The organism is Comamonas terrae (assembly GCF_001544075.1).
Classification (GTDB): domain Bacteria; phylum Pseudomonadota; class Gammaproteobacteria; order Burkholderiales; family Burkholderiaceae_C; genus Comamonas; species Comamonas terrae.
This window is the reverse complement of record NZ_BCNT01000011.1, coordinates 40,216-65,680: the sequence shown is the minus strand read 5'-3', so window position 1 is coordinate 65,680 and position 25,465 is coordinate 40,216. Positions and strand designations below refer to the sequence as shown.

Here is a 25,465-nt window from a genome sequence, read left to right as displayed (position 1 = left end):
GCCTGCGACTCAGTCCATGCGTATGCGCGCCTTGCGGATGGTGCTCTCGAGCACTGTCTTCTCCTGCTCCAGGTAGGCGGCGAACTGCGGCTGGGTCATGCGCAGGGGCTTGAAGCCGGCTTCAGCCAGCTTTCTGCCCATGTCCGCCTCGGCCAGCACGGCGGTGGTTTCCCGGGCCAGGCGCTCGACGATGCGGGCATCGGTATGGGCCGGCACCAGCAGGCCCTGCCAGGCTTCGACGTCCAGCGCCTGCAGCGCCGGCGTCTCCGACAGGCTGGGTGTCTGCGGCAGCGTGGCCACGCGCTGGCGCGAGGTCACGCCCAGGCCCCTGACCTTGCCCTCCAGGACAAAGGGCTGGACCAGGGCCACGGGCAGCACGGCCAGGTCGATCTGGCCGCCGGCCAGCTCGGTGAGCACCTGGGGGCCGGACTTGTAGGGCACATGCACCAGTTCGATGCCGGCCAGTTGCTGGATCAGCTCGCCGGTCAGGTGCAGGCTGGTGCCGATGCCGTCGGTGCCGAAGGTCAGCCGCCCCGGATGCTGGCGAGCCAGTTGCAGCAGATCGTCCGCGCTGCCGGCCGCGAGGCCGGGGCGTGCGACCAGGGCAAAGACCGAGGAGGCCACGGGCGCCACGGGCAGCAGCTCGCGCAGGCCGTCGTAGCGGAACCTGCTTGGCGATACCAGCGGCGCGATGATCACCGGGCTGGCCACGCCGAACAGCAGCGTGTAGCCGTCGGGCCTGGCCCTGATCACACGCTGCGTGGCGATGGTGCCCGAGGCGCCGACGGTGTTCTCGATGACCACGGGCTGGCCCAGGCGCTCGGCCAGGCGCGGCATCACCAGGCGGGCGGCCACGTCCACGCTGCCGCCGGGTGCAAAGGGCACCACCACGGTCAGGGGCTGTGCCGGCCAGGCCGGTGTGGCCGCTCCGGCTGCCCGGACCACGACCGGCGCGGTCGCCAGCAGCGGAGCGCCCAGCGCCAGCGCGGTGAATTGTCTGCGTCGTAAAGGCATGATGGCTCCTGCTCTGCGGTGTTTCAACGGGCCAGCCAGGGCAGTTGTTCGGCACTGTAGCGCCAGGTCTGGAACACGGTGTTCAGGCGTCCGGGCCCGGTGCGGCGCGCGGCGGCGTCGGGGTATTCGCCGAACCAGGGCAGGATGAACTCCCAGACCACCTCGCCCTGGGGCGTGACTTCGAACAGGCGGCCGGTGGCCGATTCGGTGATGTGGGTGTTGCCGTTCCACAGCCGCTGGGCATTGCCCATGAAGGCGGTGTAGAAGGCATTGACCATCTCGTCCTGGTAGCTCCAGGCCACTTCGTGCGTGGCCGGGTCGATCTCCAGCACCCGCGAGAAGGCCACATGGGCGCCTTCGCGGAAGTTGCCGTTGTCGAAGGTCAGAATGCGGCCGTTGGGAAGCGGCACGGGCGCGTGCTGGTGCGAGACCACCGAGGGCGGGATGTGCAGTGTCACGGCGCCGCTGGCCTTGTCCACGCCGATGATGCCCGAGGTGGTGCGCAGGCTCATGAGCACGCTGCCGTCGCCCGCCACGGCCAGGCCGTTGACCAGCGGCCAGTGGTAGCGGCCGAAGCCCGGATGGATGGGAAAGTCCTCGGGATCGAGGTGTTCCCAGGCCTTCCATTCCCAGACCAGGCGGCCCGAGCGGTCCACCTCGCGGATCACGTCCGCATACATCACTTCATCGGGGCCGTGGGCCGTGCCCCCGGGCACGCGCTCGGCAAAGCCGGGCGGCACGGGCGCGCAGGCCGCGTACAGCAGATGGCCGTTGGGCAGCCACTGCGCATCGTGGTGGTGGGCCGGGTCCTGGTAGCGCCAGACCACTTCGCCGCCGGGCGTGACCTCGTAGAAATCGCCGCCATGCCACATGGACCAGGGCGCATAGAGATCGGGAGAGTCGGGATGGTTTCCGTTGTAGCCCAGATTGCCGTTGGGCAGGATGACCGCATGGCGGCCAGCGCGCACGGGCAGCTGCCATTCATGGGCCACGCGGCCCTCGATGTCGATCAGGTAGACACGGCCGTTGGCGGTCTGGGGGGCGATCAGCGTATAGCCACCGGCGCTGAGGGCGGGATCGTGGGCGATGAGACCCGTGCCGCGGCGGCGCTGGGTGACTTGGTCGACAGTGGTGGCCATGCAGTTCTTTCAGGGACAGGAAACGGTGACAGGCGCCACTCTAGAAGTTCGCTAGCGTCAGGAATAGCTGTTTGTTTTTGAAGAGGCGTAAAGAAAAAATTTACACTCGGCCCATGCCCGCAATTTCCCAGGCCTTTCGGTGCTTTGACGAGGTGGCGCGCCGCGGCTCGGTGCGCAAGGCCTCGGCCACGCTGCATCTGACGGCGGCGGCCGTCAACCAGCAGATCCTCAACCTCGAGGCCCAGGTGGGCCTGCCGCTGTTCGACCGCCTGCCGCGGGGCATGCAGCTGACGGCGGCGGGCGAGATCGTGCTGGCGGCCGTGCGCCGCAGCCAGCGTGACTTCGACAATGCGCTGGCCCAGGTCGAGGACCTACAGGCCCTGCGCCGCGGCCATGTAAGCGTGGGCGTCTCGCATGCCACGGCCGAATACCTCGTACCCCAGGTGATCGCGGCCATGCACGGCCGCTATCCGGACATCAGCTTCAGCGTGCGCGCGGGCATAGGCGAGGAACTGCTGCGCGGCGTGGCCCAGGGCGAGATCGACGTGGCCTACTGCCTGCGGCGCACGCCGCCGGCGGGCGTGGAGGAGATGCGCTCCTGGCCGCTGCCGCTGGGCGTGGTGATGGCGCCGGACCATCCGCTGCGCACGCGGCCGCGCCTGTTGCGCCTGCGCGACTGCCTGGCCTACCCGCTGATCCTGATGGCGCCCGACATGGAGCTGCGCAGCATGCTGGAGCGCCTGGACGGCGGTGCGCTGGGGCAGACGCGGCCGCTGGTGGAGACCAGCTCCGTGCCCATGGCGCGCCGGCTGGTGGCGCGCAGCGGGGCGCTGGGCTTCATGGTGCCCGACAACGTGGCCGAGGATGTGGCGGCCGGCCGCCTGGTCTGGCGCGCGCTGCACGACGCGGGCGCGCAGCTGCACAGCTGCGCCTACCAGCGCACGGGCTATGCCATGGCTGCAGCCATGGAGATGTTCCTGGCGGAACTGGAGCGTGCGGCGGACGAGCTCAAGGCGCGCTTCGACACCGGGGTGTCATGGTCGCTGGGCGACCTGGCTGTCTGATCCCGCCTCAGACGCCGCGCGCGCGGTCCGCCTTGAAGCGGGCGCGGAACTCGGCAAAGGTGCCGGCGTCCAGCGCGTCGCGGATTTCCTGCATCAGGTTCAGGTAGTAGTGCAGGTTGTGGATGGTGGTGAGCATGGGGCCCAGCATCTCGCCGCAGCGGTCCAGGTGGTGCAGGTAGGCGCGGCTGAAGCCCTCGCGGCCGCCCTGGTCCCAGCTCACGCCGCTGCTGCCCGCGCAGGCATGGCAGGTGCAGGTGGTGTCGATGGGCTGATGGTCCGTCTTGTGGCGTGCGTTGCGGATCTTCAGGTCGCCATAGCGCGTGAAGATGGTGCCGTTGCGCGCATTGCGCGTGGGCATCACGCAGTCGAACATGTCCACGCCGTCGGCCACGCCCTGCACCAGATCCTCGGGCGTGCCCACGCCCATCAGGTAGCGCGGCTTGTGCGCGGGCAGCAGGTGCGGCGTGTGCGCCATGATGTCCAGCATCTCGTCCTTGGGCTCGCCCACCGAGACGCCGCCCACGGCGTAGCCGGGGAAATCCATCTCGACCAGGGCCTGCAGCGATTCCTCGCGCAGGTTCTTGAACATGCCGCCCTGCACGATGCCGAAGAGGGCGTTGGGATTTTCCAGGCGCTCGAATTCGTCCTTGGAGCGCCGGGCCCAGCGGCGGCTCATCTCCATGCTCTTGCGCGCCTCGGCCTCGGTGGTCTTCTTGCCGTTGGTCTCGTAGGGCGTGCATTCGTCGAGCTGCATGACGATGTCCGAGTTCAGGATCGTCTGGATCTGCATGCTGACCTCGGGCGACATGAACAGCTTGTCGCCGTTGACGGGGCTGGCGAAGTGCACGCCTTCCTCGGTGATCTTGCGCATGGCGCCCAGGCTCCAGACCTGGAAACCGCCCGAGTCGGTGAGGATGGGCTTGTCCCACTTCTCGAAGCCGTGCAGGCCGCCGAAGCTTTTCATGATGTCCAGGCCCGGGCGCATCCACAGGTGGAAGGTGTTGCCCAGGATGATCTGCGCGCCCATCTCGTGCAGGCTGCGCGGCATCACGCCCTTGACGGTGCCGTAGGTGCCCACGGGCATGAAGATGGGAGTCTGCACCACGCCGTGGTTGAGCGTGAGCGTGCCACGGCGGGCGTGGCTGGTCGGATCGGTCTTGAGCAGGTCGAATTGCAGCATAGCCCTCCATTGTCCCAGATACCCGCCGCGGCCTGCCGGGGCGGCCCTGCTTGGCCTGGATGGCTGTCCGTTTTTGCATGGGGGCTCTACACTGCAAGCACAGTCAGACAAGGAGGTTCAAATGCTCAAGATCATGATCGCCGTGGATGGATCCCAGGCATCCCTGGAAGCGGTGCGGCACGGCATCCGGTTGGTGGAGCATGGACTGAAGGCGCACTTCGTCATCGCCCATGTGCAGAAAGAAGCCACGCTGCTGGAGCTGGCGACACAGGATTCGGACCTGATCGCCAATGCCAGCATCGAGGCCGGCATGGATCTGGTGGCGGCGGCGCAGGAACTGCTCAAGGCGGCGAACCTGACCTATGAGGTGGAGATCAGCCTGGGAGAGGCATCGAGCACACTGATCGACATCGCGGAAAGCACGGAGTGCGACCACATCCTGATCGGCGCCACGGGCCAGAGCGCGCTGGGCAGCATCCTGATCGGCTCCGTCTCGCGCGAGGTGGCGCGGCACAGCCGCCTGCCGGTCACCATCGTCAAGCTGCCGGACATGCCCGAGATGGCCGATCCCGATGAAGCTCCGGAAAAGGACAGCGCAGCGGAAGACCCCGACAGCACGGAGACCCTGGCCTAGTTTTGACGGCGGCCGGCGCAGGCGGTGAAAGCGCAGGCGGCCGTTCTGGCGTTTTTCAGGCAGCCCGGCGCTGGCGGGCCGCATCGCCATGGGCGCGCTGCCAGGCGGAACGCCCCTGATGCGCGTGGAGCTTGCCGTGGGGCAGCGTGGCCAGGCGCTGGAACATCCAGCGGCAGTAGCCGCGTATGCGCAGGCACTTGTTGATCTCGTCCTCGGGCAGGGGGCCGGAGACCACGATCAGGCTGTCGGCGGCTTCCCAGTCGCCGGCCGTGCGCAGCTTGCGCCGCACGCCCAGCGCCCAGGCATGGATGCGTGTGGGATGGCCGTGCTGGCAGACCTGGCCCGTGGCGAGGTCGAAGGCAATGGCGACCAGCTCCGTCTTCAGGCGAAAGCGCCGCTCCCCCGTGATGGCGCTAGGCTCGTCCCGCATGTCATAGAGGTAGTAGTGCCCGGCCCTGAGCTGATACCGCAGATGTTGTGAATCCATGAGTGTGCTCCCTGGCGCATGCCTGCGACCTCTTCCCGCCGCACAGGACGATGTTGGAGGATTCTCTATGAAAAGCGCTGGCGCGGTTCGGCCTCGATCGGCCTATATGCGCCGCTTTCCCGGGGCATTTTGCCATTTGCGTCCGAGAGAACCTGGCGCAGCAGTCCCAGCCGGTCATACAGCTCGCGCGACTGCTTGATCCCCAGGGGGGCCAGCAGCTGCTCCAGCCATTGCTCGTGTGCCTCGGCCATGGTGCCGAACTGTTTTTTGCCGCTGCGCGTCAGGCGCACGATCATGGAGCGGCGGTCCTCGTCGTCCACGATGCGCTCCACCCAGCCTTCGGCCACGAGCTGGTCGGTCAGGCCCGTCACATTGCCGCCCGTCACCATCAGGTACTCGGACAGCGTCTTCATGCGCAGCCCCTGCGGAAAGCGGCTGAGCTGGGCCAGGTAGTCGAAACGCGGCAGCGTGGTGCCGAACTGGGTGCGCAGCTGGGTGCGTATGACCTGCTCGATCTGGGTGCTGCAGGTCAGCAGGCGCAGCCACAGGCGCACGGCCTGGTGGTCGTCATGCGACAGGCCGGCTTCGCGGCCGGGCAGGTCCGTGGCTGCGGTGGCGGGAGTGTTGTCTTTGGCTGCCATAGGTGTGCATCGTGCAGGCGCACGGCGGACATGGGTTCAGGGTTAGTTCCGATTCTAGTGAAAAATTCATGCATTAATAATTTAGACATAAAGTAATTTTCAGGACGGATCCTGGCCATGAAAATCGTCTGCATAGGTGGCGGCCCCGCCGGTCTGTATTTCGCGCTGCTGATGAAGCAGCTGAACGCGGCGCACGATGTCACCGTCGTCGAGCGCAACAAGCCCTACGACACCTTCGGCTGGGGCGTGGTGTTCTCCGACGCGACCATGGACAACATGCGCGAATGGGATCCGGTGACGGCCGCGCAGATCGAGGAGGCCTTCAACCACTGGGACGACATCGAGCTGCTGTTCAAGGGCCGCAGGATCCGCTCCGGCGGCCACGGCTTCGTGGGCATAGGCCGCAAGCACCTGCTCAACATCCTGCAGGCGCGCTGCGAGCAGCTGGGTGTGAAGCTGGTGTTCGAGACCGAGGTGCAGTCCGACGAGGACTATCCCGACGCCGACCTCGTCATCGCCAGCGACGGCGTGAACTCTCGCATCCGCACCAAGTACGCCGACACCTTCAGGCCCGACATCGTCACGCGCCCCAACCGCTTCATCTGGCTGGGCACGAACAAGGTCTACGACGCTTTCACCTTCGACTTCGTGCGCACCGAGCACGGCTGGTTCCAGGCCCACATCTACAAGTTCGACGACAAGACCTCGACCTTCATCGTCGAGACCACCGAGGACACCTGGAAGGCCAGCGGCCTGGACACGGCCGACCAGCAGCAGTCCATAGACTTCTGCGAAAAGCTCTTCGCGGGCAACCTGCAGGGCGAGAAGCTCATGACCAATGCGCGCCACCTGCGCGGCTCGGCCTGGATCAACTTCCAGCGCGTGGTCTGCGACCAGTGGTGGCTGAAGAACGCCAAGGGCAGCCATGTGGTGCTGATGGGCGACGCCGTGCACACCGCGCATTTCGCGATTGGCTCGGGCACCAAGCTGGCTATCGAGGATGCTATCGAGCTGACCCGCCAGTTCAAGCTTCTGGGCGACAGCCAGGAACACATTCCCGAGGTGTTGGCCGCCTACCAGGAGGCGCGCCGCGTGGAGACGCTGCGCATCCAGAACGCGGCCTGGAACGCCATGGAATGGTTCGAGGCCTGCGGCCGGCGCTATTGCGACCAGTTCGAGCCCGAGCAGTTCATGTACTCCATGCTCACGCGCAGCCAGCGCATCAGCCACGAGAACCTGCGCCTGCGCGACGCGGCCTGGCTGGGTGGCTACGAGCGCTGGCTGGCCGAGAGGAACGGCATGCAGGTCGAGGGCAAGGCGCCGCCGCCCATGTTCCTGCCCTACCGGCTGCGCGGCCTCACGCTCAAGAACCGCATCGTGGTCTCGCCCATGGCCCAGTACTCGGCCGTGGACGGCGTGCCCGGCGACTACCACCTGGTGCACCTGGGTGCCCGCGCCCTGGGCGGCGCGGGCCTGGTGTTCGCCGAGATGGCTTGCGTCAGCCCCGAGGGCCGCATCACTCCCGGCTGCCCGGGTACCTACAGCGAGGCGCAGAAGGTGGCCTGGAAGCGCATCGCCGACTGGATCCACGCCCACACTGACGCCAAGTTCGCCATGCAGATCGGCCATGCGGGCGCCAAGGCCTCGACGCGCGTGGCCTGGGAGGGCACCGACCTGCCGCTAGAGGAGGGCAACTGGCCCATCATCTCGGCCTCGCCCCAGCAATACCTGGAGGGCGTGAGCCAGATCTCCAGGCAGATGACGCGCGCCGACATGGACCTGGTCTTGGCCCAGTTCGTGCATGGCGCGCGGATGGCTGCCGACATCGGCGCCGACTGGCTGGAGCTGCATTGCGCCCACGGCTATCTGCTGTCGGGCTTCATCTCGCCGCTGACCAACCACCGCGACGACGAATACGGCGGCAGCCTGGAAAACCGCCTGCGCTACCCGCTGGAAGTGTTCCGGGCCGTGCGCGCCGCCTGGCCCGAGGACAAGCCCATGTCCGTGCGTATCTCGGCCCACGACTGGGTGCCGGGCGGCATCACGCCGGAAGACGCGGTGCAGATCGCCAGGGCCTTCAAGGCCGCGGGCGCCGACCTGATCGACTGCTCGTCGGGCCAGGTCAGCAAGCGGGAAAAGCCGGTCTACGGCCGCATGTTCCAGACACCGTTTGCCGACCGCATACGCCAGGAGGCCGGCATCGCCACCATGGCCGTGGGCGCGATCAGCGAGGCCGACCATGCCAACTCCATCATCGCGGCCGGCCGCGCCGACCTGTGCGCCGTGGCGCGCCCGCATCTGGCCAACCCGAACTGGACGCTGGCCGAAGCCGCCAAGATCGGCTATACGCCCATCGCCTGGCCCAAGCAGCTGTTCCAGGGCAAGCGCCAGATGGAAACCCTGTTCGAGCGTGAAAAAGCTCAACAGGCCGTGAAATGAAACACTCCCTGAGTCGCTGCGCGCCTTCCCCCTCTCTCGCTTCGCGGGAGGGGGACGATACCTTCGCTGCGAGGCGGCTCTTGCTCGGTATCTCTGGCTTGGAGCGCGCCAGTTTCATGCGCTATGGAGAACTCGATGACGCGCGATTTGAATAACCAACATGCGTTGGTGACCGGCGCGGGCCAGGGCATAGGCGAGGCCATTGCGCGCCAGCTGCTGGCGCACGGCGCCAGGGTCACGGTGCTGGGGCGCAGGGCCGAGCCGCTGCGCAAGCTGGTGGACGAGTTTGCTGGCCAATGCCGCATGGAACTGGCCGATGTGGCGAGCGAATCAGAGGTAAAAACGGCCTTTGACCAGGCACAGCAAGCGCAAGGCGCTATCAGTATTCTGGTCAACAACGCCGGCCAGGCGCAGAGCGCGCCGTTCCTCAAGATGGACGCGGCGCAGTGGCAGAACATGCTGGCCGTCAACCTCACCGGCACCATGCTGTGCATGCAGCAGGTGCTGCCCGCGATGGCGGCGGCGGGCTACGGGCGCATCGTCAACGTGGCCAGCACCGCGGGGCTCAAGGGCTATGCCTATGTCGCCGCCTATGTGGCGGCCAAGCATGGCGTGGTGGGATTGACCCGCTCGCTGGCGCTGGAGTTTGCGAAGAAGGGCGTCACCATCAATGCCGTCTGCCCCGGCTATACCGAAACCGAGATCGTGCGCGAGAGCATTGCGCGCGTGGTCGAAAAGACCGGCCGCACGCCCGAGCAGGCCATGGCCGAATTCGTCAAGGGCAACCCCCAGGGCCGGCTGGTGCAGCCGCAGGAGGTGGCCGATGCCGTGCTCTGGCTGTGCGGCCCGGGCGCCGGCGCCGTTACCGGCCAGGCCATTGCGGTGGCCGGCGGCGAAGTGTGATGCACCCCTGAGCCGCTACGCGGCTTCCCCCTGGAAGGGGGACGGCGCCTTCGCAGCGGGGCGGCTCTTGCTCGGCGCCACTGGCTTGGGCTGGGGTGGCTTGAGAGACAGTGCCTTGGATGACTTATTCAATGGAGAGCGAGACCAAGATGAGTGAATACGCAATCGATCCCGCCCTGGTGGCGGGCAACCACCAGCAGCTGGCCGGCTACCAGGCACGGCACTTCCTGTGGCAGGTCGACGGCGGCGTGGCCACGGTCACGCTCAACCGCGCCGAACGCAAGAACCCGCTGACCTTCGACTCCTACGCCGAGCTGCGCGACCTGTTCCACAAGCTCAAGTGGGCGCAGGACGTGAAGGCCGTGGTGCTGGTGGGCGCGGGCGGCAACTTCTGCTCGGGCGGCGACGTGCACGAGATCATCGGCCCGCTGGTGCAGCTCAAGGCGCCCGAGCTGCTGATGTTCACTCGCATGACGGGCGAGCTGGTCAAGACCATGCGCGCCTGCCCCCAGCCCATCATCGCGGCCGTCGACGGCGTCTGCGCCGGTGCCGGCGCCATCATGGCCATGGCCTCGGACATGCGCCTGGGCACGGCGCGCAGCAAGACGGCCTTTCTGTTCAACCGCGTGGGCCTGGCGGGCTGCGACATGGGCGCCTGCGCCATCCTGCCGCGCATCATCGGCCAGGGCCGCGCCAGCGAGCTGCTGTACACCGGCCGCAGCCTGGGCGGCGAGGAGGGCGAGCGCTGGGGCTTCTTCAACCGCCTGTGCGAGCCCGAGGCCCTGCTGGAGCAGGCGCAGCGGCTCGCGGCCGACCTGGCCGCCGGCCCGACGTTCGCCAACGGCATCACCAAGACCATGCTGCACCAGGAATGGGCCATGACCGTGGAGCAGGCCATCGAGGCCGAGGCCCAGGCCCAGGCCATCTGCATGCTGACCGAAGACTTCGCGCGCGCCTACCACGCGTTCGTGGCCAAGCAAAAGCCGGTATTTGAAGGGAACTGACATGGCCGACAGCAGCTATCTGAAATGGCCGTTCTTCGAGCCCCGCCATGCGCAGCTGGCGCAGGAGCTCGACGCCTGGGCCGCGCAGCATGCCGCGCATGTGCACAGTGGCGATACCGATGGCGACTGCCGCCAGCTGGTCAGGGCGCTGGGCGCGGGCGGCTGGCTGCGCCATGCGGTGGCCGGCGCCGAGAATGGCGGCGCGGGCGCGCAGATCGACACCCGCGCCATCTGCCTGATCCGCGAAACCCTGGCACGCCACAACGGCCTGGCCGATTTTGCGTTTGCGATGCAGGGCCTGGGCTCGGGCGCCATTAGCCTGGCCGGCACGCCCGAGCAGAAGCAGCGCTACCTGGGCAAGGTGGCGGCGGGTGAGGCGATTGCGGCCTTTGCGCTGTCCGAACCCGAGGCGGGCTCGGACGTGGCGGCCATGGCCTGCGAGGCCCGGCTGGAAGGCGACCACTATGTGGTCAACGGCGAGAAGACCTGGATCTCCAACGGCGGCATCGCCGACTTCTACGTGGTCTTCGTGCGCACGGGCGAGGCGCCGGGCGCGCGCGGCATCTCGGCGCTGATCGTGGACGCCGGCACGCCGGGCTTCGAGATCGCCGAGCGCATAGCCGTGATCGCGCCGCACCCGCTGGCGCGGCTCAAGTTCACCGACTGCCGCGTGCCCGTGACCCAGCGCGTGGGTGAGGGTGGCGAGGGTTTCAAGGTGGCCATGCGCACGCTGGACGTGTTCCGCACCTCGGTAGCCGCCGCGGCCCTGGGCTTTGCGCGCCGCGCGCTCGACGAGGCGCTGCAGCGCGCCACCACGCGCAGGATGTTCGGCGGCGTGCTGGCCGACTTCCAGCTCACCCAGGCCAGGCTGGCGCAGATGGCCACGCAGATCGACAGCGCGGCCCTGCTCACCTACCGCGCGGCCTGGCAGCGCGACCAGGGCGAAAACGTGACGCGCGAGGCCGCCATGGCCAAGATGACGGCCACCGAGAACGCCCAGCAGGTCATCGACGCCGCCGTGCAGATCTGGGGCGGGCTGGGCGTGGTCAGCGAACAGCCCGTGGAGCGGCTGTACCGCGAGATCCGCGCGCTGCGCATCTACGAGGGCGCGACCGAGGTGCAGCAGCTCATCATCGCGCGCGAATTGCTCAGGGGCGCGAGTGCCTAGATAGCGAGGCTGACCATGACCTATACCGCTCATATCGACACCTTTGCTGCCGACAACCTGCCGCCCGCCGAGCTGCAGCCCGACTACCTGTTCGAGCTGCCCGAGCTGCAGTTTCCCGAGCGGCTGAACTGCGCGGCCGAGCTGCTGGACCGCCATGTGCAGGAAGGGCGCGGCGACCGGCTGTGCGTGCAGGCCGACGGCGTGCGCTGGACCTATGCCGAGCTGCAGGAAAAGGCCAACCGCATCGCCCATGTGCTGACGCGGGACATGGGGCTGGTGCCGGGCAACCGCGTGCTGCTGTGCGGCCCCAACAACCCCATGCTGGTGGCCAGCTGGTTCGGCGTGGTCAAGGCCGGCGGCATTGCCGTGGCGGCCATGCCGCTGCTGCGCGCCAAGGAGCTGTCCACCATCGTCGACATCGCCCGGGTCAGCCATGCGCTGTGCGACGACGCGCTGCGCGCCGAAGTGCTGGGCGCGCAGCAGAAAAGCCAGGTGCTGAAATCCGTGCGCTTTTTCAATGCGCGCGCCGAGGATGCCGGCACGCTCGAAGCCCTCATGGCACAGGCCTCGCCGCACTTTGATGCCGTGGACACGGCCGCCACCGATACCTGCCTGCTGGGCTTTACGTCTGGCACCACGGGCGTGCCCAAGGCCACCATGCATTTCCACCGCGACGTGATGGCCGTCTGCGCCTGCTGGCCGCAGAGCGTGCTGCGCGCCCATGCCGATGACGTGTTCATCGGCAGCCCTCCCCTGGCCTTCACCTTCGGCCTGGGCGGGCAGGTGCTGTTTCCCATGTCCATAGGCGCCTCCATGGCGCTGCTGGAAAAGGCCGGACCCAACCAGCTGGTGGACGGCATGGAGCGCTTCGGCGCCACCGTGGTGTTCACGGCGCCCACGTCGTATCGCGTCATGGCCCAGCAGGGCGAGCGCATACGCCGCACGCGGCTGCGCAAATGCGTGTCGGCCGGCGAGGCGCTCACGGCCTCCACGCGCGCGCTGTGGAAGGACGCCACCGGCATCGAGATCATCGACGGCATAGGCTCCACCGAGATGCTGCACATCTTCATCTCGCACCGCGAGGACGAAGCCCGCCCCGGCGCCACCGGCAAGGCCGTGCCCGGCTACCGCGCGCGCGTGGTGGATGACGACGGCAACGAGCTGCCGCCGGGCACGGTGGGCAAACTGGCCGTGCAGGGCCCCACGGGCTGCCGCTACCTGAACGACGCGCGCCAGCGCAACTACGTGCAGCATGGCTGGAACCTCACGGGCGACGCCTACCTGATGGATGCCGACGGCTACTTCGTCTACCAGGCGCGCATCGACGACATGATCATTTCGGCCGGCTACAACATCGCGGCGCCCGAGGTGGAGGAGGCCCTGATGCAGCACCCGGCCGTGGCCGAGTGCGCGGTGATCGGCGTGGCCGACGCGGAGCGCGGCCAGATCGTCAAGGCCTTTGTCGTGCTGCGTGCCGGGCATGCGGCAGGCGATGCCATGGCCAGGGAGCTGCAGGATTTCGTGAAAAGCACCGTGGCGCCCTACAAATATCCGCGCGCCGTGGCCTTTGTCGACCAGCTGCCGCGCACGCCCACGGGCAAGCTGCAGCGCTTCAGGCTGCACGGGCAGTGAAGGGGCGGCCATGACACAGACATCCGCCGCGCCGCGCTTCGTCAGCCAGGTGCCCATACGCTTCGCGCACTGCGATCCCGCGGGCATCATCTTCTTTCCGCAGTACCTGGTGCTGTTCAACGGCCTGGTCGAGGACTGGTTCAACCGCGCCCTGGGCGTGCCCTATGCCGACATGGTGGCGCAGGACCGCACCGGCCTGCCCATCGTGCACCTGGAGTGCGACTTCCGCGCCATCACGCGCATGGGCGAGACCGTGGATTTCGGCCTGCGCGTGGCCAGGCTGGGCAACCGTTCGCTGACGCTGGCCGTGGACTGCACGGGGCCCGACGGCGGACTGCGCGTGGCCGCCACCAAGGTGCTGGTGTTCACCGATCTGCAGACCCATCAGGCCATTGCCGTTCCCGACCACATCCGCGCGGCGATTGCGCAGTGGCTCGCCATCCCGTCACAAGAAAAGGAATGACCATGCAAGTATTGCTGCCTGCGGGCTGGCCCCGCCCCAAAGGCTATGCCAACGGCGTGGCCGTGAGCGGCCGCCAGATCTATGTGGCCGGCATGATCGGCTGGGACGGTCAGGGCCGCTTCCACACCGACGATCTGGCCGGCCAGGTGCGCCAGGCGCTGCAGAACGTGGTGGACGTGCTCAAGGAAGGCGGCGCCGGGCCCGAGCACATCGTGCGCATGACCTGGTACATCACCGACAAGAAGGAGTACCTGGCGCGCCAAGCCGAGATCGGCCAGGCCTACCGCGAACTCATAGGCTCGTTCAGCGTGGCCATGACGGCCGTGCAGGTGGCGGCGCTGATCGAGGACCGTGCCAAGGTGGAGATCGAGGTCACGGCCGTGGTGCCGGAGTGATTTCATTTTGATAGCTGGCAGCGCTTGTATCCATTGGATTTCAATGCTCGAAAGGCTTGAAATCAATAAGGAGCAAGTGTTGCCAGCTATGGAATATGAGTGCGCGGCAGGAGATGGCCGCGGTCCGCAAGACAGGAGTGTCCAGGCCGGCGGCTGCGGGCAAGGGCGTGGGCCGGATACGCCGCGGCGGCGGTGCCGTCCGCCGGGATGGAAGGCGCCTAGAAGTCCAGCAGGCTCAGGCCCACGCTCAGCACCGTGCGCTTGTAGTTGTAGTCCACCAGGCTGTCGCCATAGCCGCTGAACAGCTGCACATGCAGGCGCAGATTGCTCTTGCCGCCGTTCCAGCCTTCGCCCAGGGTGCGCAGCCATTCGATGCGGCCCGAGCCCCTGCCCTGGCCCAGCGAGCCGCGGGCCGTGAAGCCCAGGTAGTTCTGGTCGTTGACGTTCCAGCCCAGCTTGATTTCGCCGCGGCCTATGTAGTCCTGGATGTGCGGATTGTCGTCTTCCAGCGTGCTTTCGTGGATGCGCTTCCAGGCCTTGAGGTGCAGCTGCCAGCGGTTGCCGAGTTCGGCGCCGGTCATCAGATACCAGCGATTCCAGCTGCGCGACAGCGGGTTGCTCTGGCCGTTGGACTGGTGCACCAGGCCCACGCCCGAATAGCGCCAGCGCCAGCCGAAGGGCAGCTGCGCATCGGTGGGATAGACGTAGAACACCTCGGGCTCGTGGTCCGTGGTGCGGAAGGGGCGCGAGATGGCGCCGTTGAACAGCTGCCAGTACGACTGCTGGGTATAGCCGAACCACAGCGAGTCCTTGCCGCCGGAGGCCGGCCCGGTCAGCAGGCCCGAGGCGATCTTGGTGCGCGCCGACAGCTGGATGCGCATCTCGTGCTTCTGGTAGGCCTCGGAGTCGGGCGAACCGCGGCTGGGCGAGTGGGGCTGGTCGTCGACGCGGCTGCCCAGCACGGCGGACACCGACATGGGCCGGTAGCCGCGGAAGCTGAAGGTGCCGCAGTCCGAGCCGGGCTCCAGCTCGTAAAAGCGCGAGATTTCGCTGTAGCGCGGATCGCGGCAGCCGCCGTTGGTCGGAGTGACGGGCAGGGCCAGTCCCTGGCCGGCGTCGCCTGCGGCCGTGACCACGGCCGCCGCTTCGGAGGCCTGTGCCGGAGTGCTGGCGCTGCTGGCAAGTGCGGCCGGGGCGCTCCAGCCGGTGGCGGGCGGTGCGGTGAGCGGCTGCTGGCTCCGGGCCCAGGCATCGAAGCAGGCCAGGCGCGCCGAGTTGTCGGTGGTGGCCGCGCACTGGCGCCAGGCCTCGGGATCCAGGATGCCGGGGGCCGACGCCTGGGCTTGCGCCGGCAGTGTCCAGGCGCCGCAGGCCAGGGTTGCCAATGCCACGGCGGGGGTGAGAAAAGTTCGTTGCATGGTGCTTCAGTGGCGGATGGGGGCGGTGGCCGGCGCTGGGCTGGAATAGAGGGCCGGTGCCAGCTTGCGCAGCACGAAGGGCTGGGGCCGGGCTTCTTCGCCCGGCAGGTAGTCGCCGCGTATCTCACGGCCGCAGCTGCCGGCGACCACCTGGCCCAGCCAGGTGCCGGTGATGTGCACGCCGTCGGCGCTTTCCTCCAGCGTGACGCTGCCATTGTCCACATCGCCGACCATGGGCAGGCGCGCATCGCCGCGCAGCACATGGCCCTTGGCCGTACCCTTCCACTCAGGGTGCGGGCCGAGCTCTATGCGCACGCTGCCGGGCTGGCCTTCGATGCTGCCCGACCACTGGCCCAGCAGCTGGGTGTCGGACATGTCGCTGTCCGCAGGGCAGGCTCCGGCGGGCTGCGGCGTGGCCGGTGGGGAATTCTGGGCACAGGCGCTGGCCAGCAGGGCGATGCCGGCTGCGCAGATCAGGGTGCGCGAAAGCATCGGAGCGCGCGCACGGAACAAGGCGGAAACTGTCATAGGCAATCGTTCAGGGGGCGGCGCCGGGCTGAGCCTTGCGCGCGGCGAATTCGGCGCGCAGCTGGCGCAGCTTCTCGCGCGGATCTTCCTTGGCGGTGGCGGCATCCAGCCCCATCTCCTTGATGAAGCGGCTGGGCTGGCAGGCCACCATCTCGCGGCCTTTCTTGCGGCGCTTGGTCCAGCTCACGGCCAGCGTGCGCTGGGCGCGCGTGATGCCCACGTACATCAGGCGGCGCTCTTCCTGCAGGCGGGCGGCGGTCTCGTCGCTGACCTGCTGCTGGCGGCCGTTGTCGTCGTCGAGCTTGAAGGGCAGCATGCCCTCGGTGGCGCCGACCAGCATCACATGCGGCCACTCCAGGCCCTTGGAGGCGTGCAGGGTGGAGAGCACCACCATGTCCTGTTCCTGCTCGCGCTCGCTGATGGTGGACAGCAGGGCCACGTTCTGCGCCACCTCGAGCAGGCTCTTGATTTCGGTCTGCGTGGTGGTGCCGGCCGCATCCTCGATCTTGCCGCCCGCGCGCTGCGCCATCCAGTCGCAGAACTCCAGCACATTGCTCCAGCGCGCGGCGGCCACGGATTCGCTGTCCTCGCTGTCGTAGAGATGCTGCTCGTAGCCGATCTCCTTGAGCCAGTCGACCAGGAAGCCGCGCGCGGCCTCGAAGCCCAGCGTGTGGCGCGCCCGGTATTCGAGCTCGTTGACGGCGCGGCCGAACTCCAGCAGGCCGTCATGCGCCTTGCGGGGCAGGGCGTCTTCCAGCATGGCATTGAACAGCGCGCCGAACATGCTGGTCTTGTGGGCCGCCGAGAATTCGCCCAGCTTGGCCAGGGTGGTGTGGCCTATGCCGCGGCGCGGCGTGGTGATGGCGCGCAGAAAGGCCGGGTCGTCGTCGTTGTTGATCCAGAGGCGGAACCAGGCGCACAGGTCCTTGATCTCCGCGCGGTCGAAGAAGCTGGTGCCGCCCGAGACCTTGTAGGGAATGCTGGCCTTGCGCAGCGCCTTCTCGAAGGGCTTGGCCTGGTGGTTGGCGCGGTAGAGGATGGCGAAATCCTTCCAGGCCGGCTGCGGGTTCATGCTGGCACGCAGGCTCTGGATGCGCGCCACGGCGCGCTCGGCCTCGTGTTCCTCGGTGTCGCAGTCCACGATGCGCACGGGGTCGCCCTCGCCCAGCTCCGAGAACAGCGTCTTGGGAAACAGCTTGGGGTTGGGGCCGATGACATTGTTGGCCGCGCGCAGGATGGCGCTGGTGGAGCGGTAGTTCTGCTCCAGCTTGATGATCTTGAGCTGCGGAAAATCGAGGGGCAGCTTCTTGAGGTTGTCCAGCGTCGCGCCGCGCCAGCCGTAGATGCTCTGGTCGTCGTCGCCCACGGCCGTGAAATGGGCCCGGCTGCCCACCAGCAGCTTGAGCAGCTCGTACTGGGTGGCGTTGGTGTCCTGGTATTCGTCCACCAGCACGTGGCCCAGCAGGCGCTGCCATTTCTCGCGCACCTCGGCATGGCCGCGGAGCAGGCGCATGGGCATGCCGATCAGGTCATCGAAGTCCACGCTCTGGTAGGCGGTCAGGCGCTCTTCGTAGCGCTGCATGATGAGCGCGATGGTGCGCTCGTTGTCGTCCTGGGCCATGGCCAGGGCCTTGCGGCTGTCCCAGCCCTGGTTCTTCCAGTTGCTGATGGTCCACTGCCACTGGCGTGCCGTGGCCACGTCGGTGGTGCCGCCCGCGCAGTCCTTGAGGATGCCGGTCACGTCGTCCTGGTCGAGGATGCTGAACTGGGGCTTGAGGCCCAGCACATGGCCGTCCTCGCGCACCATGCGCACGCCCAGGGCATGGAAGGTGCAGACCAGCACGTCCTTGGCCTGGCGACCGATGAGGCCGGCGGCGCGCTCGCGCATCTCGGCGGCGGCCTTGTTGGTGAAGGTGATGGCCGCGATGCGCCGCGGCGCCAGTCCGTTCTCGATCAGCCGCCCGATCTTGTGCGTGATCACGCGCGTCTTGCCCGAGCCCGCGCCGGCCAGCACAAGGCATGGCCCTTCGGTGTAATGCACGGCTTGGAGCTGGGCGAGATTGAGACCTGCGGACATGAAGCGGAGAAATTCGATCGGAAGGGGAGAGCAGGGAGCATACCGCTTTGCCGTGATCCTGCTTTCGCAGGACTGTGACAACTGACGACAGGCGCGGGAATAGCAGGGTGGCATGCATGGAAGAAATTTCACGCAGGCACGCTCCGCCGGCATGGCCGCAATGCGGTGAGAATCTGCCGGTGCTGTCCGTCCTCCTCATCACCTTTCCCTTCTTCGCGCTCGTGGCCTGCGGCTTTGCGGCCACCTGGCGCGGCGTGCTGCCCCAGGCGGCGATACCGGGGCTCAATGCCTTCGTGCTGTATTTCGCGCTGCCCTGCATGCTGTTTCGCTTCGGCGCGCAGACGCCGATAGCCCAGCTGCTCGACGCCAACGTGACGACCGTCTACCTGCTGTGCGCGCTGCTCATGGTGGGTGCGACGGTGGCGCTCACGCGCCGGCGCCTGGGCTGGAACGACGCGGCCTTCGGCGCGCTGGTGGCGGCCTTTCCCAATACCGGCTTCATGGGCGTGCCCATGCTGGTGGCGCTGCTGGGGGCGCAGAGCGCGGGCACGGTCATCGTGACCATGGCCGTCGACATGGTGATCACCACCTCGCTGTGCATTGCGCTGTCGCGGCTGGACCTGTCGGGCGGCCACGGCGTGGCCGTGGCGCTTCGGGGCGCGTTCAGGGGCATGGCGTCCAACCCCATGCCCTGGTCCATCGTCCTGGGCGGCGTGGCCTCCGCCAGGGGCTGGACGCTGCCCGCCCCGCTGGACAAGACCGTGGCCATGCTGGCCGCAGCGGCCTCGCCCGTGGCGCTGTTCACCATAGGCGCGGTGCTGGCGCGCTCGCAGATGAACAGCCACGAGCGCGTGGCCGCGCGCGAGTATGTGCCGATCGCGCTGGCCAAGCTCGCCATCCATCCGCTGCTGGTCTGGGCCGTGGGCAGCGGCGCCATGGCCATGGGTCTGCCCCTGGGCCGCGAGGCCTTCGTCACCCTGGTGCTGCTGGCTGCGCTGCCCTCGGCCAGCAATGTCTCGCTGCTGACCGAGCGCTTCGGCGCCCACAGCGGCCGCGTGGCCCGCATCATCCTGGTGAGTACGGCCCTGGCCTTCCTGAGCTTTTCGGCCGCCGTGGCGCTGATGATCTGACCCAATTTGGCGGCATGCCTGATTGGCGTACAGAGGCCGGGATTTCGCCCCGGCAGGCGATCTACTTTCTTGTGCAAGAAAGTAGGCAAAGAGCACAGCCCTTACTGCCCACGCCTTCGCTGCGGTACGGGGCAACCTGCGCCGTCAACCTCTTGGGGCTGTGCGGCCCCCAACTCACTGCGCGCCTGTGGCGCTACGTTCAGACAAACGGCCGCAAGTCAGAGCACGAAGCGTCTGCACTCTGCGGTGCAGCCGCGCGCCCCAAGAGGCCGCCGTCGCAGGCGTGGTCACAAGGGGCAATACCGGATACGGGATAGCTTCTCTCGGATCTGATAGCTGTCAACGCTTGCTGGGTAAGCGTTGGAAGCCGATTGCAGCGCAACTTATTGGATGAGATTACCCTGCACAGGCAAGACCCGCGCAAGGCGTTTTCAATACCTCACCCACCCTGCCGCTCGCATCGCCTCTTTCGCAAGGAATGCCGAGCAAGAGCCGCCTCGCGGCGAAGGCGTCGTCCCCCCTCCGCGAAGCAGAGAGGGGGAAGGCGCGCCGGCGCCTCAGGGGGAGTGGTCAATACTCCCAGAACATCCGCTGCAGTTCCTTGGTGCTGGCACCCTTGGTCAGCGCCAGCATGGTCAGGATGCGGGCTTTCTCGGGGCGCATGTCGTGGGCCACGACCCAATCGTACTTGTCGTCGGGCTGCTCGGCATTGCGCAGCACGAAGCCGTAGGGCACGCGCGAGGAGCGCACGATGAGCACGCCCTTGGAGCGCGCGTCCTGCAGCGGCTTGACCATGCGGTCGGCCACCGAGCCGTTGCCCGTGCCGGCATGGACGATGGCCTTGGCGCCGCTGTCCACCAGGGCGTTCACGGCCGTGGGCTGGACGCTGCCGTAGGCATAGACGATGTCCACCTGGGGCAGCTTGTCGATGCTGTCGATGTTGAATTCGGAGTTGTTGGTGTGGCGCTTGACGGGTGCGCGGAACCAGTAGTTCCTGCCTTCCACGACCATGCCCAGCGGGCCCCACTGGCTCTTGAAGGCGCCGGTCTGGATGTTGATGTCCTTGTTCACGTCGCGCGCGGTGTTGATTTCGTCGTTCATGGTGACGAACACGCCCTTGCCCTTGGCATCCTTGGAGCCGGCCACGCTGACGGCATTGACCAGGTTGAGCGCGCCGTCGGCCGACAGGGCCGTGCCGGGGCGCATGCTGCCCACGACGACGATGGGCTTGTCCGTGTGCACGGTCAGGCTCAGGAAGTAGGCGGTCTCGGCCAGGGTGTCGGTACCGTGGGTGACGACGATGCCGTCCACGTCGGACTGCTTGGCCAGCTGCGACACGCGCTTGGCCAGCGTCAGCAGGTTGTCGTTGGTGAAGCTCTCGGAGGCGATCTGGAACACCTGCTCGCCGCGCACGTTGGCCACCTGGGCCAGCTCGGGCAGGCCGGCCAGCAGCTTGTCCACCGGCACCTTGGCAGCGGTATAGGTGGCGCTGTTGACGGTGGAGGCGCCGGCGCCGGCAATGGTGCCGCCGGTGGCCAGCACCACCACCTGGGGCTTGGCGGCAGTCTGGGCGGCCGCGGCATTGGCGGCGGGGGAGGCGTCCTGTGCCAGGCTCAGCGCGGGTGCGCCTGCAAAGCCGGCAAAAGCGATGGCTGCGGCCATCACGGACATGCGAAACGATTGGAAAGCCATGTGTGCTCCGTTGGGTGAAAAACGGCCTTGTGGACCGAGGCACGCACGATGCACGAGCGCGGCGGGCTTGGCATTGGAACAAACACCGATAGGAGCGTTGCAGCGAAATGGCTAAAAGTGCTATCGAAAAGAAAGCGGCATGCGTATGACTGCAGGTGCTTTCAGTGCAATTTATGCTGTGGTCCGCATGGGGTCATGCGCAATCGGCCTTCAGATGGAAAGCGGGTCCACATCCACCAGCCAGCGCACGATGGTGCGGTGCTCGCCCTGGCCGCGCAGCCAGTGCAGCCAGGGCTGCCAGTGGTTCAGAAAACGCAGCAGCGCGCCGCGGCTGGTGGCTTCCAGCAGCATCTGCGCCCGTTCCACATTGGCCACGCGCTGCACGGCCATGGGAATCGGCGGATAGATGAAGACTTCGTCCAGCCAGGGCAGCTGTGCGTCGCGCGCGGCCTGCGTGGCCGCGTTCAGGAAGGCCTGGGCGGCTTCCTGGGTCCTGGCGTCGGCGCGCACGATGGCCTGGAAGGCATAGGGCGGCATGCCGGCATCCTGGCGCTCCTGGAGCTGGCGCGCGGCAAAGGCTTCGTAGTCGTGCTTTTGCAGCGCCGCATAGACCGGGTTGGCGGGGTCGTGGGTCTGTATCCACATCTCGGCCCGGCTGCCCTGGGCAGCCACGTAGCCGGCATCGCGCCCGGCGCGGCCCGCGGCCTGCATGAGCAGGCAGAACAGGCGCTCGGGGGCGCGGTAGTCGCTCGAATACAGCGCACTGTCGGGCTGCACGGCGGCCACCAGGGTGATGCGCCGGAAATCATGGCCCTTGGCGACCATCTGCGTGCCGACCAGCACGTCGATGTCGCCCGCATGCATGGCGGCCAGCTGCTCCTGCAGCGCCCCCTTGGCGCGCGTGGTGTCGGCGTCGATGCGCGCCACGCGCGCCGGATTGCCGTCGGGGCGCTGCACATTGCGCAGCACGCGCTCCAGCTCTTCCTCCAGCTGCTCCGTGCCCTTGCCCAGCGGCAGGATGTCGGGGTTGCCACAGGAGGGGCAGGCAAAAGGTACGCGCTGGGTGAAGCCGCAGTGGTGGCAGCGCAGCGTGCGGTCGCCCTTGTGGAAGACCTGGTGCGCGCTGCAGTGCGGGCAGTCGCTCTTCCAGCCGCAGTCGGCGCAGAACAGGACGGGCGCGAAGCCGCGGCGGTTGAGCAGGACCAGGCTTTGTTCGCCGCGCTGCACGCGCGCGGTGATGGCTTCGAGCAGCGGGGGCGAGAACACGGCCTTGCGCGGCTGCTGGGTCATGTCCACCAGTCGCACCCGGGGCAGGGCGGCGGCCCCGATACGGCCGGGCATGGCGAGGCGCAGGTAGCGGCCCGGGCCTCCCTGTGCAGTGGGGCTGCTGGCATGCCAGCTTTCCAGCGAAGGCGTGGCGCTGCCCAGGATGACCTTGGCGCCCGCGTCGCGCCCGCGCCAGACGGCCAGGTCGCGGGCCGAGTAGCGCGCGCCTTCCTGCTGCTTGTAGCTGGCGTCGTGCTCCTCGTCGACCACGATCAGCGCCAGCCGCGGCAGGCTGGCGAAGATGGCCATGCGCGTGCCCAGCACGATGCGCGCGCGGCCCGTGTGGCCGGCCAGCCAGCTTTTGAGGCGTTGCGGGTTGGTCATGCCGCTGTGCATGCTGACCACAGCCTCCGCGCCGTATAGTGGCGCAAAGCGCGCCGTGAAGCGCTCTTCGAGCTGGGGCGTGAGATTGATCTCGGGCACCATCACCAGCGCCTGGGCCTGCGGATTCGCCTCCAGCACGGCCTGCACGGCGCGCAGATAGACCTCGGTCTTGCCGCTACCCGTGCTGCCGTAGAGCAGGAAGGGGCCGGGGCTTTGCTCGATTTGCGCAAAAACGCTGGCCTGTTCTGCGCTCAGCGCTATGGATGGGATAGCGGCTGGCTGCTGCGGCCGGACCGGTTCGCAGGCTTGCGGCTCGGTTTCCGTCTCCGCCTTGCTCTTGCGGGACTTCCTGGCCGGTTTCGGCGGGGCGAGCCGGCGCGCCAGCTGCTCGGCCGTCATGTCGCGCAGCTGCGGCGGCAGGGCGGTGACGGCAATCTCGCCCACGCTGCGCTGGTAGTAATGCGCGGCAAAGGCCACGAGCCGGCGCCAGCCCGCGTCCAGGGGCGCAAGGCCCGGCAGCACGCAGGCCACGCTGCGCAGTTCCAGCCCTTCGGGCAGCGGGGCCGGCGCGGCCGGCGGCTCCCACACCACGCCCAGCAGTTCGCGCCTGCCCAGCGGAACCCGCACCAGCGTGCCGGGAGGCAGGACTTCCTCGCTGGCGTAGCTGAGCAGTTCTCCCACGGCGCTGTGCGCGGGGGTTTGAACGGCGATATGGGCGATATGGGGCATGGGGGCAGAAACAGTGGGCGGCGAGCAAAGGCCCCGCGAAAAAGGTGCATCCGGGATGCAAAGGCCGCCCGGCGGGCAGGGCTCAGAGCATACGCGTGAACCCTTTCGGCAGGCTCTATAGCAGGTTTTGAGGCCCTGCATGGCTTCCGGGCTTGTGGATAACTTTGTGAGGAAAAACCGGCTGCGGGTCCGGCCAACGGATCTTCAATACTTTCTATCGCTACCGCCAAGGTCCATTGGAAGAAGTTTAAATTTATATGAAACAACAACTTATATGAAATGAAAACGCCGCGCTCCGTCGTGCCTGAGCCTTTGGAAGCGCATTCGCCGCTTGTGCACATCTGTGCATAAATCAGCCATGGGCGGGCTGTCAAGCGCGCTCTTCCCTAGACCAAAATGCCGGTAAATCCGCCAGCAAAGCGCAAAAGTCGCTAAAAAAATAGCATGAATGCATGGAGGCTGCGCGGTCCGGGCGCTGTGGAATACAGGGGTGTGGATAACTTTTTCCTACACGCCCTGCTTGCGGTTTCCTGCAGAAGCCGCGCGGTGCGCGAAGCGGCGGGCCGAATGGGGGAAGTGCGGAATTTTCTACTTACGGATCAATGACTTGCGGACCGGATCAAGGCTGTCGCGGCCCCGCGATAGTCGCCCTATAACCATTTGAAACAGTAGGATTTCCGACATTGGGACCGGTGCGGCAAGCAAAAAGGACCCGAAGGTCCTTGTTGCAGATATGAAACGCGCTGGTCCTGTGGATCGCGCTCTCAGCGGCCGGCGCGCTGCTGGCGCGAGTAGCCATGCACGGCCTCGACCAGCGCCGCCACATGCTCGGGCGGGGTGAACTGGCTGATGCCGTGGCCCAGGTTGAAGATATGGGTCGGGCCGGAGGTGGTGTAGTCCGTGTGTGGCGTACCGAAGCTGTCGAGCACGGCGCGGACCTGCTCGGCGATGCGCACGGGCGGTGCGAACAGCACGTTCGGGTCGATATTGCCCTGCAGTGCCTTGGTGTCGCCCACGATGGCGCGCGCATGGCCCAGGTTGGCCGTCCAGTCCAGGCCCAGCACCTCGCAGTCCATGTCCTTCATGTCGGGCAGCCAGATGCCGCCGCCCTTGGTGAAGACGATGCGCGGCACGTCGGTGCCGTCCACGCCGGTGCGCTTGAGCTGGGCCAGCACGCGCCGGGTGTAGGCGAGGCTGAATTCCTGGAAGGCGCCATCGGCCAGCACGCCGCCCCAGCTGTCGAACACCATCACGGCCTGGGCGCCTGCGTCGATCTGGGCATTCAGATAGGCGGCCACGCTGTCGGCATTGACGGCCAGGATGCGGTGCATCAGGTCCGGACGGCTGTACATCAGGCTCTTGACGAGTCGGTAGTCGTCGCTGCCCTTGCCCTCGACCATATAGCAGGCCAGGGTCCAGGGGCTGCCCGAGAAGCCGATCAGCGGCACGCGGCCGTTCAGGGCCTGGCGGATGCTGGTGACGGCATCGAACACATAGCGCAGCTTGTCCATGTCGGGCACGGCCAGCTGTGCCACGGCGGCTTCGTCGCGCACCACCTTGGCAAAGCGCGGGCCTTCGCCCTCGGCGAACGACAGGCCCAGGCCCATGGCGTCGGGCACGGTCAGGATGTCGGAGAACAGGATGGCCGCATCCAGCGGAAAGCGCTCCAGCGGCTGCAGCGTGACCTCGGTGGCGTAATCCACGTTCGTCGCCAGTCCCATGAAGCTGCCCGCCTTGGCGCGCGTGGCCTTGTATTCGGGCAGGTAGCGGCCCGCCTGGCGCATCAGCCACAGCGGCGTGTACTCGGTCGCCTGGCGCCGGCAGGCGCGCAGGAAGGTGTCATTGGTCAGGGGGGCGAAACTCATGGCCGTGATTGTCGCCCACTCCGGCGCAGCCATTGCGTGCATTCCCGAGCAGGGCAGTTCCCACAAATCTGCAGCAGTCCGGCGGCCGCCCGGTGAGACGACGGAAAGCCTGTCATGCAACCGTCATGCAACTGTCGTGCAGGCTTCACGCGCGTTTTCAACAATGGCGGCACGCAGGCATACCGTGTGGCACAGGCAGGCCGCCAACTGCGT

The 25,465-nt window shown here is 67.4% G+C and carries 21 protein-coding genes; 10 read left to right on the top strand and 11 right to left on the bottom strand.

Translation table 11 applies throughout. The features are described 5' to 3' along the window. Nucleotides 1-9: 9 nt before the first annotated feature. Together Cte04_RS15505 and Cte04_RS15500 are read right to left on the bottom strand one after the other, a co-directional pair. Complete coding sequence (locus tag Cte04_RS15505; RefSeq protein WP_066480127.1) at nt 10-1,014, bottom strand: Bug family tripartite tricarboxylate transporter substrate binding protein; 1,005 nt, start codon at nt 1,012-1,014, stop codon at nt 10-12. A 23-nt stretch (nt 1,015-1,037) separates the two neighbouring features. Then, nucleotides 1,038-2,153: an aryl-sulfate sulfotransferase gene (locus Cte04_RS15500; protein WP_066480124.1), complete on the bottom strand. Its 1,116-nt coding sequence runs from the start codon at nt 2,151-2,153 to the stop codon at nt 1,038-1,040. Between the two features lie 113 nt (nt 2,154-2,266). On the opposite strand from Cte04_RS15500, the gene Cte04_RS15495 reads away from it, so the two are divergent. Further along, nucleotides 2,267-3,217, top strand: a complete 951-nt coding sequence (locus tag Cte04_RS15495) for a LysR family transcriptional regulator (RefSeq protein ID WP_066480119.1) — start codon at nt 2,267-2,269, stop codon at nt 3,215-3,217. A gap of 7 nt (nt 3,218-3,224) precedes the next feature. Here Cte04_RS15495 and tgt read toward each other — a convergent pair whose 3' ends face one another. Further along, nucleotides 3,225-4,397 carry a tRNA guanosine(34) transglycosylase Tgt gene (gene tgt, locus Cte04_RS15490; protein WP_066480113.1) on the bottom strand — a complete coding sequence of 391 codons (1,173 nt, stop codon included), beginning with the start codon at nt 4,395-4,397 and terminating at the stop codon, nt 3,225-3,227. Between the two features lie 121 nt (nt 4,398-4,518). Between tgt and Cte04_RS15485 the strand changes: the two genes are divergently transcribed. Beyond that, nucleotides 4,519-5,031: a universal stress protein gene (locus Cte04_RS15485; RefSeq protein ID WP_066480108.1), complete on the top strand. Its 513-nt coding sequence runs from the start codon at nt 4,519-4,521 to the stop codon at nt 5,029-5,031. Nucleotides 5,032-5,086: 55 nt separating this feature from the next. On the opposite strand, the gene Cte04_RS15480 is transcribed toward Cte04_RS15485, so the two are convergent. Together Cte04_RS15480 and Cte04_RS15475 are read right to left on the bottom strand one after the other, a co-directional pair. Beyond that, nucleotides 5,087-5,518 (bottom strand): hypothetical protein, encoded by a 432-nt coding sequence (locus Cte04_RS15480; protein WP_066480095.1) that lies wholly within the window; start codon nt 5,516-5,518, stop codon nt 5,087-5,089. A gap of 65 nt (nt 5,519-5,583) precedes the next feature. After that, nucleotides 5,584-6,159: a MarR family winged helix-turn-helix transcriptional regulator gene (locus Cte04_RS15475; RefSeq protein ID WP_083526692.1), complete on the bottom strand. Its 576-nt coding sequence runs from the start codon at nt 6,157-6,159 to the stop codon at nt 5,584-5,586. A 117-nt stretch (nt 6,160-6,276) separates the two neighbouring features. On the opposite strand from Cte04_RS15475, the gene Cte04_RS15470 reads away from it, so the two are divergent. From Cte04_RS15470 to Cte04_RS15440, 7 genes are all read left to right on the top strand, one after another. After that, a complete protein-coding gene (locus Cte04_RS15470) occupies nt 6,277-8,598 on the top strand; it encodes a bifunctional salicylyl-CoA 5-hydroxylase/oxidoreductase (RefSeq protein ID WP_066480086.1) in 2,322 nt (773 codons plus the stop codon). 135 nt (nt 8,599-8,733) lie between these two features. Continuing rightward, complete coding sequence (locus Cte04_RS15465; RefSeq protein WP_066480271.1) at nt 8,734-9,501, top strand: SDR family NAD(P)-dependent oxidoreductase; 768 nt, start codon at nt 8,734-8,736, stop codon at nt 9,499-9,501. Between the two features lie 149 nt (nt 9,502-9,650). After that, complete coding sequence (locus tag Cte04_RS15460; protein ID WP_066480264.1) at nt 9,651-10,505, top strand: enoyl-CoA hydratase family protein; 855 nt, start codon at nt 9,651-9,653, stop codon at nt 10,503-10,505. 1 nt (nt 10,506) lies between these two features. After that, the gene (locus tag Cte04_RS15455; protein ID WP_066480084.1) at nt 10,507-11,673 is read left to right on the top strand and encodes an acyl-CoA dehydrogenase family protein; all 1,167 of its coding nucleotides are present in this window, start codon (nt 10,507-10,509) and stop codon (nt 11,671-11,673) included. 15 nt (nt 11,674-11,688) lie between these two features. After that, nucleotides 11,689-13,305, top strand: coding sequence for a benzoate-CoA ligase family protein (locus tag Cte04_RS15450; protein WP_066480082.1), 1,617 nt, complete (start codon nt 11,689-11,691; stop codon nt 13,303-13,305). Nucleotides 13,306-13,315: 10 nt separating this feature from the next. Continuing rightward, nucleotides 13,316-13,768 (top strand): acyl-CoA thioesterase, encoded by a 453-nt coding sequence (locus Cte04_RS15445; RefSeq protein ID WP_066480073.1) that lies wholly within the window; start codon nt 13,316-13,318, stop codon nt 13,766-13,768. Between the two features lie 2 nt (nt 13,769-13,770). Further along, nucleotides 13,771-14,163, top strand: coding sequence for a RidA family protein (locus tag Cte04_RS15440; RefSeq protein WP_066480263.1), 393 nt, complete (start codon nt 13,771-13,773; stop codon nt 14,161-14,163). A gap of 218 nt (nt 14,164-14,381) precedes the next feature. Here Cte04_RS15440 and Cte04_RS15435 read toward each other — a convergent pair whose 3' ends face one another. From Cte04_RS15435 to Cte04_RS15425, 3 genes are read right to left on the bottom strand one after another with little or no spacing between them, the layout of a single operon-like run. Beyond that, complete coding sequence (locus Cte04_RS15435) at nt 14,382-15,581, bottom strand: phospholipase A (RefSeq protein ID WP_083526691.1); 1,200 nt, start codon at nt 15,579-15,581, stop codon at nt 14,382-14,384. A 6-nt stretch (nt 15,582-15,587) separates the two neighbouring features. Beyond that, entirely contained in the window at nt 15,588-16,109 is a 522-nt protein-coding gene (locus tag Cte04_RS15430; protein ID WP_245633399.1) for a hypothetical protein, read from the bottom strand. A 10-nt stretch (nt 16,110-16,119) separates the two neighbouring features. Then, nucleotides 16,120-18,186, bottom strand: a complete 2,067-nt coding sequence (locus Cte04_RS15425; protein ID WP_066480066.1) for an ATP-dependent helicase — start codon at nt 18,184-18,186, stop codon at nt 16,120-16,122. A gap of 179 nt (nt 18,187-18,365) precedes the next feature. On the opposite strand from Cte04_RS15425, the gene Cte04_RS15420 reads away from it, so the two are divergent. Next, nucleotides 18,366-19,316, top strand: a complete 951-nt coding sequence (locus Cte04_RS15420) for an AEC family transporter (protein ID WP_066480059.1) — start codon at nt 18,366-18,368, stop codon at nt 19,314-19,316. A 570-nt stretch (nt 19,317-19,886) separates the two neighbouring features. On the opposite strand, the gene Cte04_RS15415 is transcribed toward Cte04_RS15420, so the two are convergent. From Cte04_RS15415 to hemE, 3 genes are all read right to left on the bottom strand, one after another. Further along, on the bottom strand, nt 19,887-21,008 hold the full coding sequence (locus tag Cte04_RS15415) for an asparaginase (protein WP_066480054.1): 1,122 nt from the start codon (nt 21,006-21,008) through the stop codon (nt 19,887-19,889). A gap of 210 nt (nt 21,009-21,218) precedes the next feature. Then, nucleotides 21,219-23,387: a replication restart helicase PriA gene (gene priA / locus Cte04_RS15410; RefSeq protein ID WP_066480051.1), complete on the bottom strand. Its 2,169-nt coding sequence runs from the start codon at nt 23,385-23,387 to the stop codon at nt 21,219-21,221. A 764-nt stretch (nt 23,388-24,151) separates the two neighbouring features. Next, nucleotides 24,152-25,252 (bottom strand): uroporphyrinogen decarboxylase, encoded by a 1,101-nt coding sequence (hemE, locus tag Cte04_RS15405; RefSeq protein ID WP_066480048.1) that lies wholly within the window; start codon nt 25,250-25,252, stop codon nt 24,152-24,154. Nucleotides 25,253-25,465 lie beyond the last annotated feature (213 nt).

Coding starts and splice junctions, on each gene's coding strand:
- Cte04_RS15505 (WP_066480127.1), bottom strand. CDS start 1,014: ATGCCTTTACGACGCAGACAATTCACCGCGCTGGCGCTGGGCGCTCCG.
- Cte04_RS15500 (WP_066480124.1), bottom strand. CDS start 2,153: ATGGCCACCACTGTCGACCAAGTCACCCAGCGCCGCCGCGGCACGGGT.
- Cte04_RS15495 (WP_066480119.1), top strand. CDS start 2,267: ATGCCCGCAATTTCCCAGGCCTTTCGGTGCTTTGACGAGGTGGCGCGC.
- tgt (WP_066480113.1), bottom strand. CDS start 4,397: ATGCTGCAATTCGACCTGCTCAAGACCGATCCGACCAGCCACGCCCGC.
- Cte04_RS15485 (WP_066480108.1), top strand. CDS start 4,519: ATGCTCAAGATCATGATCGCCGTGGATGGATCCCAGGCATCCCTGGAA.
- Cte04_RS15480 (WP_066480095.1), bottom strand. CDS start 5,518: ATGGATTCACAACATCTGCGGTATCAGCTCAGGGCCGGGCACTACTAC.
- Cte04_RS15475 (WP_083526692.1), bottom strand. CDS start 6,159: ATGGCAGCCAAAGACAACACTCCCGCCACCGCAGCCACGGACCTGCCC.
- Cte04_RS15470 (WP_066480086.1), top strand. CDS start 6,277: ATGAAAATCGTCTGCATAGGTGGCGGCCCCGCCGGTCTGTATTTCGCG.
- Cte04_RS15465 (WP_066480271.1), top strand. CDS start 8,734: ATGACGCGCGATTTGAATAACCAACATGCGTTGGTGACCGGCGCGGGC.
- Cte04_RS15460 (WP_066480264.1), top strand. CDS start 9,651: ATGAGTGAATACGCAATCGATCCCGCCCTGGTGGCGGGCAACCACCAG.
- Cte04_RS15455 (WP_066480084.1), top strand. CDS start 10,507: ATGGCCGACAGCAGCTATCTGAAATGGCCGTTCTTCGAGCCCCGCCAT.
- Cte04_RS15450 (WP_066480082.1), top strand. CDS start 11,689: ATGACCTATACCGCTCATATCGACACCTTTGCTGCCGACAACCTGCCG.
- Cte04_RS15445 (WP_066480073.1), top strand. CDS start 13,316: ATGACACAGACATCCGCCGCGCCGCGCTTCGTCAGCCAGGTGCCCATA.
- Cte04_RS15440 (WP_066480263.1), top strand. CDS start 13,771: ATGCAAGTATTGCTGCCTGCGGGCTGGCCCCGCCCCAAAGGCTATGCC.
- Cte04_RS15435 (WP_083526691.1), bottom strand. CDS start 15,581: ATGCAACGAACTTTTCTCACCCCCGCCGTGGCATTGGCAACCCTGGCC.
- Cte04_RS15430 (WP_245633399.1), bottom strand. CDS start 16,109: ATGACAGTTTCCGCCTTGTTCCGTGCGCGCGCTCCGATGCTTTCGCGC.
- Cte04_RS15425 (WP_066480066.1), bottom strand. CDS start 18,186: ATGTCCGCAGGTCTCAATCTCGCCCAGCTCCAAGCCGTGCATTACACC.
- Cte04_RS15415 (WP_066480054.1), bottom strand. CDS start 21,008: ATGGCTTTCCAATCGTTTCGCATGTCCGTGATGGCCGCAGCCATCGCT.
- priA (WP_066480051.1), bottom strand. CDS start 23,387: ATGCCCCATATCGCCCATATCGCCGTTCAAACCCCCGCGCACAGCGCC.
- hemE (WP_066480048.1), bottom strand. CDS start 25,252: ATGAGTTTCGCCCCCCTGACCAATGACACCTTCCTGCGCGCCTGCCGG.